Here is an 11,201-nt window from a genome sequence, read left to right on the forward strand (position 1 = left end):
TGTTTACAGTATAGCCGCTGTTCTGTTCTAAGCTTGAAAGTTTTCCTAATACAAAAGCTGCGCCTCAAATGAAAGCGAGCCTGGAATTTTTCCTGCAAGCGTTGCCATGTCATTTTCCAGTGCGCCGAAAATTTCAATGGTGTCATTCAGCATTGCTTCCTTTGCAAAATTTATTTTGAATTCCCTGGGTTTTTTAAACTGAAGCTGGCACGGAAGCGTGTCCTCTATAAATGCGGCATAGCGTGCATTGTTTGTGTGGCCGTTTGCATCCAGGTCGGAAAATTTTATTGTCCTTGTTCCCCACAGCTCTGTTTTTTCAGGCACGGAAATTCTCCCCGGCTCTTCGCTGTCAACATCAATCGGAAGAACTGAAGGCTCCCGGAGAGTCAGTTTTTTTGTTGGAAGAATTTTTCGCTCGTTTATATCAACAAGAAGCCACGAAGATTTTCCTGAAACCATTATATTTTTTTCGCTGTCAAGAATTTTATATCCGCGCATAAGCTGAAGCGCCTGCGGTTTTCCTTCCCACGTTTCAATTTCTATAAACTGATTTTCCTGCGGCCATTTGTGAATTCTGAACGAGCACCGGGAAACTAAAATTCCGAATCCATGCTCCTTTAGAAATTCCCTCGACATTCCTCGCTGCCTGAAATCTTCAACCGCGGCATCAGAAGTTATTTTTAAAAGCTCGTGAAGGCTCATTGTTTTGTCCGCGCTGCACTGGCTGAAATAGACATTTGACTGTATGTGAAAAATATTTTTTTCTTCTTCAAAAAATGCTTTGTATTCCATGAAAAAAAGTTTAATGAATTTACAGGAAATTTGGAACTGCGCCCTGCAATTTTTTTTATTTTGCGGTAATAAAGTTTTCAGCTGCCTGAAAATTCTGCGCGCACTGCCAGTGCCTTGTTTTTTCTGACAGCGAAAGGGGTGTTTATGAAAATCAATCTTATCAGAAAAATGTCGCTGCGGTGGTTTTGCATGCGGACAAAAAGGCTTTTATCCAAGTGCCGCGGAATTTTTGTTTCCGCTGGAATTTTTTTTGCTGCGGTTATTGCAGTCTGTCCTATCTCGTGCCGTTCCAGCGTGGAAGGACTGGAATTCTTGTCGGGGGATTTTTCTGTTCCAAAGGTAACAAACTTCTGCACGGTTTCATCCGGCTCTGCAAAAATGGATTTTTCCAGAGAAGTTGAAATTCGCACTGCTGAACTTTTTTCTTCTGACAATGAAAGCCTGGGCGAAGTTGAGTGCGGCTACAGCGAAGATTCTGTTCTGTTCACATTCGGCAGCGAAACCGCAACGGGGCTTGACTACAAGATGGAAGGCGTTGCTGTTGATTCATCGGGGAATTCCCTGACGTTCAGCGTTGGATTTAAAGGCTTTAATGAAAATCCAGCCCGGGCGGTGATAACAGAAGTGCGAAATGACTACGGACAAAAAACTTCAAATAAGGTAAAAGTTCACCGCAGCGAATTTGTTGAGCTTTATATTCTGAAGGGCGGAAATCTTTCCGGCTTTGAAATCATAGGCGCCGCAAACTCAGAAAAGACAAAATTCGTTCTGCCTGCTGTTGAAGTCCGCACCGGGGATTACGTAACTTTGCACCTTAGAACTATAGAGGCGGAAGGGCTTGACGGAGAAGGCATGGTCAGCGAGCTTGGCGAAAATCTGGCGCTTTCCACCCACGAAGATTCATGCGATGAAGCCAGGGATTTATGGAATGCGGAAAACAGCAAAAAGCCGTTTGCAGACAATGATGTTGTTCTTTTCAGGGATTCAAACAGCGGAAAAATTTATGATGCTGTTGTCTTTGCAACTTCTGAATGTACGGCATGGAGAAAAAACTCCCAGGATTTTTCGTCTGAGCTTGCAGAAAGCGGAGTGTGGCCGGGCGGAACTTCAATCAGCGGCGCGGTGTGCTGTGACAATCTGAGTCCTACAAAAAGCCTTTCGCGCCAGAATCTTGAAGCCGTGATTAAAGCATTTGAAGCCGGAGAGCCTCTGCCGAATGGAAAGGACTGCTGGATACTTGCAAAGAGCGCAACTCCGGGCTATAAAAATTCATCTGTGGCTTATGTAAAATAGCAGCAAATGCAGGCTGTTGCCTTGACTATAACTGGCAGTTTTAGTCAGTCTGGAATTCAGGAATTTCTTTTTTGCGGTTGTACTTCCAGTCCGTTGCGTGCGAGCTTGGGATTTTGCCTTCTATGCGGTCGTTTTCCTTTTGCAGCTGAAAAACTATCATCTGCTTGAATGTTGTCATGAGCGGCTCGGGGGAATTTTCCTTGTCCACAATTCCGGCGGTCTGAAGTTCCTTGATAAGATAGTAGCAGCTTTCTATTGTTGAAACGCAGTATTCCTTTGGCTCGTGCTTGAATGTAAAAATGCTTTTGTAGCTTCCCGTGAACGAAAATGCCGGCAGAGAATGAAGATTTGTGCTGTACCTGAGCATTTTTTTTGAGCAGAACCAGGTTGAGTCTATTATTATGACAAGAAGCTTTTTTCCCTGAATGTTTTCTTTGAATCCTTCCTTGGCGCAGTTCCAGGCGTCGGGCGCGGGATAAAGCAGAACAGGATAATACTGCGGATCGGATAAAAGCTGCTCAAGCCGCTTGTTTTTTGAAAAGTCAATTCCAACAAGAATTTCGCTTTCAGGAAGACATAGAGAGGCGAGCCGCCCTGTTCCTGTCCGCTGCTTTTTTGCTTCCTTCGGGTGCATGAGAAACACAAATTTTATTCCACAGTTTATGGGAGAAGTGTATTTGCAGTAGCATGAAGAAACCGGGCGCAGGCACTTAAAGCAAAGCTCCCTGTAATGCTCGCTGTCATTTTGAATTTCCATAAAGTCCCCTGGAGAAGCTGTTTTAAAATGCAAAAACCCCGGAAAACTCCAGGGCTTTAACTCAATCAGTATGCCGACTTGGAATCGTGCGGCTTGTGATTTTTCTTCAAAAGCTTGCGAGCTAATGACTTGTTCTTGCGATTGAGGATTGTAGAAGGCTTTTCGTAGTATTCACGCTTTTTGTATTCGCGGATAATACCTTCTTTTTCAACCATTCTCTTGAAACGTTTGATAGCCTTTTCAAGGTTCTCATTGTCATCAACATTGATTGTTGCCATTTCTTTTTTCACCATCCTCACCAACGAAATATCGCAGGGAACTTAATTATGAATAAAAAAAAGAATCGTGTCAAGGCTGAAAATGCACAGTGAAGAAAATTTCAGCTTTGGAACTGCAAAAATCATCGCCCTTTTCTTATTGCGCCGGGGGAAATTCCGAATTTTTTCCTGTATGAATTTATAAAATACGATGAATTGGAAAAGCCGCATTCTTTTGCAATGTCCTGAATTTTCATTCCGGTAAAAACAAGAAACCTTTCTGCCTCTGAAAGCCTGAGGTGGCTCAGGTAGCCTGAAATTCCAACGCCCATTTCATAGCGGAAAATTCTTGTAAGGTAGTCTTCGTCCATGCCCACCTGTGAAGCAAGGTTTTTCCTTGTGATTTTCCTCTGGAAATTCTTGTTCATGTAAAGAATTGTGTATTTTACAATAGCCCCTGTTCTTGCAGGAAGCACCGCCTGTTTTTTTGTCATCAGGGATTTCAGCCTTTCAACAAATTCCTCCGTGCATGAAACCGTTTCGTTGCATATAATCACATTGGAAAAATCCGAGATTGAATTCAGGTTGTTCAGTTCCTTGAACGACTCCGCGATGATTAAAACCGGCACAAAGACAAGCCGCTCTATTTTTCTGACTTCGATAATGTCCGTGTCCTGTATGCTGTCAAAGACAATCAGGTCTGGCGTGAACCGCGCCGCTATTGTGGAAAGAAAACTCGCCGATGAAATCACTTCCGTTTCGTTTTCTTTTGCAAGAATTTTCAGAAGAGGTGTCTGGCTTCCTATAAAAATTATTTTGCGCGGCTTCCACGGTGTCATAGAAATTCCACGCAGCCAAAATTTGTGTCATTGAATTGAAGATAACGCTCCACTTCATTTTTTGCTTCATCGCTGACCTGGCAGATTCTCTTTGCTCCGGATTTTGTCATGACAAGCGGATTTATATACCTGCGCTTTACGCTGAGGCTCACGCAGTAAAACCCTTCAATCGGCTCGCTTGAGCGGATTATTTTTTTCATTCCCCTGAATGTCCGGAAGTGGGCTGAAAATTCATGCTGCGGCTGCTCCTTTGAAAACTGTGTGAACCGCTCTATGATTTTGCTTTCAGGCAGACTGTAAAGCTCCTCTGGCTTGAGGATGCCGTTTTTTTCAGCAAGCGAAATAATATCCGCCATGAGCTGCATTGCAATCTTGTCTTCGTTGCGCTGAAGAATCATGCCTGTCTGGTGAAATTTCTTTGTGTATATAATGCCCTGCCGGATGTCTGAAAATCCAAGCTCGGGAATTCCTTTTTCGTTTTCCAGAACCTGAATGGCGCTGTAGTTTTTCTGTATTTCGCGCAATGTCCATATTTTATCCAGTGAAGCTCCGCTCGGGTACATGTATTCCAGCCGGTCTGCGCTCAGCCCCGGAAGCTCGTTGTCTGCCACTGGATATTGGTGGTAATCCATGACTTGCAAAAGCGGAATTCCGTCCTGATCAAGAAGCTCTTTCAGTTCCCGGCAGCTGCTGATAATATCTGCGTTGCCGTTTTCTGTGCTGCTTTGTGTGAGCGCATCGCCGTTCTTGAAGTCTAAAACATGGCTGAATGCAGGCGTTGAAACATCGTGGAGCAGGGCGGCTATTGTCTGCGCTTTGCTTCCTGTAAAATTCCACACGATAAGGGCTGTTCCTATTGAATGAGAAAGCCTTGAATAAAAGAAGCTGTTATGGAAAAGAGGAGTCCAGTCTGTTCCGCACAAAAGCCCGACACCGCCGAGCCTTGAAAGAATCGGAAGGCGGACGTAACGCTTCAGAAAAGCCGGATATTCCCTGCATAGAATCGCATGGTATTTTGCTGTGAAATCCTTATACATCGTATTTCCTTTAGGAAGTGCTGGCTGGCACTCAAAAACTTTTCTGCGGCAGGAAAGCCGGGAGCTTTTAAAGTGCCAGGGGTTTGCTGGAAAACCTCAAAAAACTAAAGCGCAGTGTCTTGGGCCGCAATGCAGCAGCTTAAATCATTATTTTGCAAGACAGCGGTCCAGTTCTGCGGAAATTTTTTCCTTGTCCAGGTTCTGGCCGATTATGCAGAGCTTTATCATTCTGTCGCCGGCATCCTTGTCCCATTCTTCCTTTATTTTTGGGTTTGCCTCAAGAATTTTTTTCTGCTCGGAAGGCGGACAGGCTGCAATCCACTGTCCTGAATATCCTGCCTGAATCTGTCTGCCTGATGTTTCAAAAACCCATGCCATTTCCGGCTCGTCGGCAAACCACATAAGCCCCTTGCAGCGGATGATATTGCGCGGCCATTTGCTTGCGTATTCATCCAAAAGCTGGCGGTCAAACGGTTTTCTTCTATAATAAATGAATGTTCCTATGCCGTATTCATCTTCGCTTTCGCCTTCGTGCCTGTGCTCGTGATGATGGCAGTGGCAGTGCTCGTGGTCTTCGTCATGATGGCAGTGCTCATGGTCATGTCCGTGTTCATGTTCATGATGATGTTCATGGTGCTCGTGCTCTTCTTCGTGGTGATGCTCATCCTCAACTTCGTCCTCTTCAAGATGCTTGCACCAGCCTGCGCTCGCATAAACGTCGTCAAAGTCAAATGAGCCTGTTCCCATTATTTCCTTTACATCAACATTTCCGCGGCTTGTTTCAATTATCTTCACTCCCGGATGAAGAACTTCAATAACCTTGCGGACTTTGCCGAATTCTTCGTCTGTAACAAGGTCTTTTTTGTTTATAACAAGCGTAGAACAGAATTCAATTTGCTGAACAAGAAGGCTCTCTATGTCTTCCTCTTCAATGCTGTCCTTTTTAAGCAGCTTGTCGCCTCCTGCAAATTCGTCAACCAGGCGCGCGGCATCCACAACGCCCACAACATTGTCAACTTTTCCGTTCTTGATTGTTTCAAGCTCCTGTACAATAGGCATTGGCTCGCACACTCCGCTTGCTTCAATCATGATGTAGTCGAATTTTCCGGTTTTTATGAGATTTTCAATGTTCTGGGCAAGCTGGGTTTTTAGCGTGCAGCAGATACAGCCGTTTGTAAGGGGAACAATGCTTGAAGTGTCGGTGATTTTTGCGCCGTCTGCAATGAGCTTTTCGTCAAAGTTCACTTCTCCTATGTCATTTACGATTACCGCGACCTTATAGCCTTCCTGGTTGGAAAGCACCTTGTTTAAAAGCGTTGTCTTTCCTGCTCCCAAATAGCCGCACAGCAACGTTATCGGTGTCTGTTTTTTCATATAGCTTCCTCTTTTGTGTTTGTGAATTTTTATAGAAAAATAATACAATATTTTCTGCAAAAATACAAACTTGCAGGGAACCACGGGAACTCTGTTGCAGAGCTGCCCGCCCGTAATTTTAAATATTTTTTTTGCATGCCCGGATTTTCCCTTGTTTTTGTTTTAATTTGGATTTATTATAGAAAAAAGAAATCTCTAAAAACTGAAGCTTTTCCTGATTTGGAAAAAATTAAAAAAAACTCACTTTTTGAGGTGGCTTTAAAAATGAAATCTCTTTAACGGGAGAAAACTTATGAAGAAAAAGAATCTTTTTGTTTCGCTTGGTTTGCAGACTCTGCTGATTATATTTGTGCTTATGTCTGTTCAGCTTGTTGCGGTTTCATTTTTTGTGCGGAAGAGTCTTTTCAAATCTTCCAAGAGCAACTATCAGGAATTTGCAAGGCTTTATTCCGAGGATGTTTCTGCCGAACTTGAAAAAACAAAGGCAAAAATGGATTTTTATGTAAAGGCTCCCGTGTGCCGCACAAAGGATTCCAGCCAGATTATTTCATATATTATTGACAACGCCTCTGTGCGTGAATCTGAATTTGACTATGTTGCCTTTGTTGACAGGCAGGGAAATTTCAATTCCGATATAAAGACTTATGCTTTTGTAAAAGACCGCGACTATTTCCAGGGGATTATAAATGAAGGCCGGGATTCCTATATTGACAATCCTGTGCTGTCCAAGGTTTCTGGAAAGCACGTGATTCATATCTGCCGCGCTGTGAAAGTCGGCAATGAAACAATCGGCTTTTTTTCCGGGAACACAACGCCTGAAAAAATCAGCACCATTATTGAAAATATTTTTGTCGGCAAAAGCGGCTGTTCTGCTCTTGTTTCCGGCACAGGCGAAATGATTGCAACTTCCGGCGAAAAAAACTTTATACAGTCGATTCTTTCTTCTGAGCAGGGAAAGGCTCTGGCTTTGAGCCGTGATGATTCCGGCTATGGAATTGTAAGGACAGAAAAAGGTGAATACAGTCTTTTTTATTCGCATATAAACGGCACTGAGTGGAAAAATTTTTTGGTTGTTCCTTCTTCGCAGATTTTCGATCTTCTTGATGTTGTTGTCGTTATACTCTTTATTTCAAATATTGTAATCGGTGTGCTTTTGATTTCTTCCGTGTGCGCAAGCATTTACAGAAAGACAAAGCCGCTTGTTTTAATTGAAGCTTCAATCAATGAAATTGCATCTGGAAGCGCTGACCTTTCCAAGCGCATTGTCATGAAGAATAAGAGCGATGACGAAATCGGGCGCGTTGTGGACGGCTTTAACGGCTTTATGGAAAAGCTCCAGAACATAATAAAGGTTATAAAGAGCCTCAAGGACGAGCTTCTGAAAGTCGGCTCTGACCTGGATGCCGGAACACAGGACACAGCTTCGTCTATAAGCCAGATTGTTTCTAATATACAGAATGTGGAAGGCTGCATAAATTCCAACTCTGAATGTGTGGAGCAGACATCCGGCGTTCTGGACAATGTTACATGCGGCATTGACAGCCTTAACAGCATGATTGAAAGCCAGTCCGCAAGTGTCGCGGAAGCTTCAGCCGCTGTTGAGCAGATGATCGGCAACATAAATTCAGTGAATGTTTCAGTCGGAAAAATGGCTGATTCCTTTGATATTCTTGGGCGCAAGGCACTGGAAGGCGTGGAAAAGCAGGAAAACGTGAATTCCAGGATTCTTGTTATTTCAGATGAGTCCCAGTCGCTCCAGGAGGCAAACTCCGTTATCTCTGGAATTGCCGAGCAGACAAATCTTCTTGCCATGAATGCGGCCATTGAAGCTGCCCATGCAGGCGAGGCTGGAAAAGGATTCAGCGTTGTTGCTGACGAAATCCGCAAGCTCTCTGAAATTTCTTCCGAGCAGTCACGCACAATCGGCGAGCAGCTTCAGAAGATAACCGCTGATATAAATGAAATTGTAACTGTTTCAAAGACAGCCTCCGAAACTTTTTCTTCTGTGTATTCCGAAATGGTGCAGACCACAAGCCTTGTAGCTCAGCTTCGCAATGCAATGCAGGAGCAGGGCGAAGGCTCCCGTCAGATTTCCCTTGCGCTTACGCAGATGAATGAAAACACAGTTCAGGTTCGCGAATCTTCCCAGAAGATGACAGACGGAAGCAAGGAGATTTTTTCAGGCATAAAGAATTTGCAGTCGTCAACACAGGGAATGAGCCTTGGTATGGATGAAATGGCTGACGGCGCAAGAAGAATACAGGAAACAGGAAAGGCGCTTTCCGAAGTGTCCGCTCTCATGGCGCAGTGCATAAAAAGGCTTGGAAAGGAAGTGGACTTGTTCGAGGTGTAGCCGCAAAGCGTGTAACCTTCCGCACGGATAGTCGTCTTTTTAGAGTTGTCCGAGGTTTCCTATAAAGAATCTTTGTGCTATGATGGGGAAAACAAGAGGTTTCAGTTATGTTGATTTCAACACGGGGACGCTATGCGTTGAGGGTTATAATAGAGTTGAGCTCACGCCGCGGAGAAGAATATGTTCCGCTGAATGTAATTGCCGAAAACCAGGATGTGTCCCTGAAATATCTTGAAAGCATTGTTGCTCTCCTTGTAAAGGCAGGGTATGTGGAAGGGCTGCGCGGAAAAAAGGGCGGCTACCGGCTCACAAAGGATTCCAGCGAGTATTCCGTGGGGGAAATTCTAAAACTCACGGAAGGCTCTCTTGCTCCTGTCAGCTGCCTGGAAGAAAATGCCGCGCGCTGTCCAAGAACCGCCACTTGTAAGACTCTGCCCATGTGGGAAAAACTTAATGCCCTTATTTGCAACTATCTATACAGTGTAAAAATCTCTGACCTTATGGAGCCTGCGAGCGTGAGCGACTGGGTGATATAAGATTTCCAAGTTTCCAAGGATATTGTTTTTTTATGTTTCCCTGAAATTTCAAGTGTAACAGGTGTTTTTTTATAGACAGCCTGTTGCTATTTGTGCTATTCTTCTTGGCTGCTGCCTGCTGGCGCGGCGGTGATAGGGCAGCGGTGAAAATTCAGCCGGATGTTTTTCTATGGGGGGTTATTATGGACAGGCAGTTTTACAGGGAAGCACTGAAAATGCTTTTCCCCGTTATCATTCAGAATATTTTCGGCGCAATGATGTCGTCTGTTGACGTTGTTATGCTCAACAGCCTGGGGCAGGATGCGATTTCCGCAGGCTCTCTCGCTTCGCAGTATACGATGATTGTCTTTATGTTCTATTACGGAATCAGCTCGGGTTCTATTCTTCTTGCCGCCCAGTATTTTGGAAAAAAAGACTATAATGCGCTCAATATAATTGAAGGAATCGCGCTTAAATGCTCTCTTGCCGTTGCCGCTCTTTTTTCCGTGGGGGCGGGGCTTTTTCCGCAGGTTCTTATGCGTGTTTATACGCCGGAACCTGTCATCATAGAGGAAGGCTCAAAGTATCTGCGGATTATCTGGGTGTACTATCTTCTGTGGGCGCTTTCCAATACGTATTTTACTATATTAAGGAGCGCCGGAAAAGTTACGGTGGCCACTGTTTTTAACGGAATAGGATTTGTGCTGAATATTGTGCTCAATGCGTTTTTTATCTTTGGGCTTTTTGGATGCCGGAAGCTTGGAATCAGCGGAGTGGCTCTTGCAACCTGTATTTCCCAGGCGGTCTGTGTCGCAGGATGCTTTGTGGTTTCAAGGTTCAGCCCGAATGTAAAGCTCAAGCTTTCGTATATGTTTTTAAAAAGCGGTGTGCTTGCAAAGGACTTCTTTAAAATGTCACTTCCTGCTCTGCTGAATGACGTTTCATGGGGCGCGGCTTTTTCCGCCTATGTCGCGATAATGGGAAGGCTTGGCTCTGACGTTGTTGCGGCGAATTCCGTTGTCTGTGTTGTCCGCAATTTTGCCACGGTGTTCTGCTATGCTGTTGCAACTGTGGGCGGCGTTATGGTGGGAAATCTGATTGGTGCGGAAAAATTCAGGGAAGCGGAAAAGGGGGCTTCTGCATTTCTGAAGATTACAGTTGTAACCGGCATGATCGGAGGACTTGTGGTGCTGGGCGCTATTCCGCTTACGCTCAGATACGCTTCTCTTTCCGAGCAGGCGATGTACTACCTCAAGCAGATGCTTTTTATCAATGTCTACTATATAATGGGAACTGCTGTAAACACGCTTCTGATTGCCGGCATTTTCCGCGCCGGGGGCTGCACAAAATTCGGGCTTATATGCGATACGATTGACATGTGGGGCTATGGTGTTATTGCAGGAATTCTGACAGCGTTTGTGTTCAAGCTTCCTGTTGTGTGGGTTTACTTCTTCCTGTGCCTTGATGAATTTGTAAAATGGCCGTGGGTCTTTTCGTTCTACCGCAGCAAAAAGTGGCTTAGAAACATAACAAGAAACACTTATTAGAGATTCCGGGGTTTTAAGCTGGGGCTGCACATAAACTCAAGTCATAGTGTCGTGCAAAATTTATATTGTCATTCCAATTTCTACTGTCATTCCGAATTTATATACTGTCACCCCGAACTTGTTTCGGGGTCTATGCACTGTGTACAGGGCAGATGCTGAAACGAGTTCAGCATGACATAGGGTGTCTGTCATTCCAAACTTGTTTCGGAATCTGTGTACTGTGCACAGAATAGATGCTGAAACGAGTTCAGCATGACTTTACCGTCATTCCGAACTTGTTTCGGAATCCATGCGGTTACGACACACGGATGCTGAAACGAGTTCAGCATGACTTTACCGTCATTCCGAATTTATTTCGGAATCCATGCACTGTGTACAGCATAGATGCTGAAACAAGATGTCATGATATAAATATCTGAAATGTGGTACTCTGACTC

Annotated in this window: 10 protein-coding genes; 4 read left to right on the forward strand and 6 right to left on the reverse strand. The window is 44.4% G+C overall.

From position 1 onward, the window contains the following. Positions 1-45: 45 nt before the first annotated feature. Positions 46-792: an acyl-[acyl-carrier-protein] thioesterase gene (locus ACI4L0_RS08495; protein WP_439799738.1), complete on the reverse strand. Its 747-nt coding sequence runs from the start codon at positions 790-792 to the stop codon at positions 46-48. A gap of 144 nt (positions 793-936) precedes the next feature. Here ACI4L0_RS08495 and ACI4L0_RS08500 point away from each other — a divergent pair, with 144 nt between their 5' ends. Next, on the forward strand, positions 937-2,085 hold the full coding sequence (locus ACI4L0_RS08500; RefSeq protein ID WP_439799739.1) for a hypothetical protein: 1,149 nt from the start codon (positions 937-939) through the stop codon (positions 2,083-2,085). A 40-nt stretch (positions 2,086-2,125) separates the two neighbouring features. On the opposite strand, the gene ACI4L0_RS08505 is transcribed toward ACI4L0_RS08500, so the two are convergent. The 5 genes from ACI4L0_RS08505 to ACI4L0_RS08525 form a co-directional block, all read right to left on the reverse strand. Next, the gene (locus ACI4L0_RS08505; RefSeq protein ID WP_439799740.1) at positions 2,126-2,842 is read right to left on the reverse strand and encodes a tRNA-uridine aminocarboxypropyltransferase; all 717 of its coding nucleotides are present in this window, start codon (positions 2,840-2,842) and stop codon (positions 2,126-2,128) included. A gap of 65 nt (positions 2,843-2,907) precedes the next feature. Continuing rightward, complete coding sequence (gene rpsU, locus ACI4L0_RS08510; RefSeq protein ID WP_439799741.1) at positions 2,908-3,120, reverse strand: 30S ribosomal protein S21; 213 nt, start codon at positions 3,118-3,120, stop codon at positions 2,908-2,910. Positions 3,121-3,242: 122 nt separating this feature from the next. Further along, positions 3,243-3,938 carry a helix-turn-helix transcriptional regulator gene (locus tag ACI4L0_RS08515; protein WP_439799742.1) on the reverse strand — a complete coding sequence of 232 codons (696 nt, stop codon included), beginning with the start codon at positions 3,936-3,938 and terminating at the stop codon, positions 3,243-3,245. Continuing rightward, entirely contained in the window at positions 3,935-4,975 is a 1,041-nt protein-coding gene (locus ACI4L0_RS08520) for an HD domain-containing protein (RefSeq protein ID WP_439799743.1), read from the reverse strand. The genes ACI4L0_RS08515 and ACI4L0_RS08520 overlap by 4 nt, the downstream gene beginning before the upstream one ends. 147 nt (positions 4,976-5,122) lie before the next feature. Beyond that, entirely contained in the window at positions 5,123-6,349 is a 1,227-nt protein-coding gene (locus ACI4L0_RS08525; protein ID WP_439799744.1) for a CobW family GTP-binding protein, read from the reverse strand. 292 nt (positions 6,350-6,641) lie between these two features. Here ACI4L0_RS08525 and ACI4L0_RS08530 point away from each other — a divergent pair, with 292 nt between their 5' ends. The 3 genes from ACI4L0_RS08530 to ACI4L0_RS08540 all read left to right on the forward strand — a co-directional run bounded on the left by ACI4L0_RS08530 (position 6,642) and on the right by ACI4L0_RS08540 (position 10,764). Then, complete coding sequence (locus tag ACI4L0_RS08530) at positions 6,642-8,702, forward strand: methyl-accepting chemotaxis protein (protein WP_439799745.1); 2,061 nt, start codon at positions 6,642-6,644, stop codon at positions 8,700-8,702. A 107-nt stretch (positions 8,703-8,809) separates the two neighbouring features. After that, positions 8,810-9,238, forward strand: a complete 429-nt coding sequence (locus tag ACI4L0_RS08535; RefSeq protein WP_439799746.1) for an RrF2 family transcriptional regulator — start codon at positions 8,810-8,812, stop codon at positions 9,236-9,238. Between the two features lie 182 nt (positions 9,239-9,420). Beyond that, positions 9,421-10,764, forward strand: coding sequence for an MATE family efflux transporter (locus ACI4L0_RS08540; RefSeq protein WP_439799747.1), 1,344 nt, complete (start codon positions 9,421-9,423; stop codon positions 10,762-10,764). The last annotated feature ends 437 nt before the right edge of the window (positions 10,765-11,201 follow it).

The sequence above is a fragment of the Treponema sp. genome, assembly GCF_051883275.1.
GTDB lineage: Bacteria > Spirochaetota > Spirochaetia > Treponematales > Treponemataceae > Treponema_D.

Coding starts and splice junctions, on each gene's coding strand:
- ACI4L0_RS08525 (WP_439799744.1), bottom strand. CDS start 6,349: ATGAAAAAACAGACACCGATAACGTTGCTGTGCGGCTATTTGGGAGCA.
- ACI4L0_RS08505 (WP_439799740.1), bottom strand. CDS start 2,842: ATGGAAATTCAAAATGACAGCGAGCATTACAGGGAGCTTTGCTTTAAG.
- ACI4L0_RS08515 (WP_439799742.1), bottom strand. CDS start 3,938: ATGACACCGTGGAAGCCGCGCAAAATAATTTTTATAGGAAGCCAGACA.
- rpsU (WP_439799741.1), bottom strand. CDS start 3,120: ATGGCAACAATCAATGTTGATGACAATGAGAACCTTGAAAAGGCTATC.
- ACI4L0_RS08540 (WP_439799747.1), top strand. CDS start 9,421: ATGGACAGGCAGTTTTACAGGGAAGCACTGAAAATGCTTTTCCCCGTT.
- ACI4L0_RS08520 (WP_439799743.1), bottom strand. CDS start 4,975: ATGTATAAGGATTTCACAGCAAAATACCATGCGATTCTATGCAGGGAA.
- ACI4L0_RS08535 (WP_439799746.1), top strand. CDS start 8,810: ATGTTGATTTCAACACGGGGACGCTATGCGTTGAGGGTTATAATAGAG.
- ACI4L0_RS08500 (WP_439799739.1), top strand. CDS start 937: ATGAAAATCAATCTTATCAGAAAAATGTCGCTGCGGTGGTTTTGCATG.
- ACI4L0_RS08530 (WP_439799745.1), top strand. CDS start 6,642: ATGAAGAAAAAGAATCTTTTTGTTTCGCTTGGTTTGCAGACTCTGCTG.
- ACI4L0_RS08495 (WP_439799738.1), bottom strand. CDS start 792: ATGGAATACAAAGCATTTTTTGAAGAAGAAAAAAATATTTTTCACATA.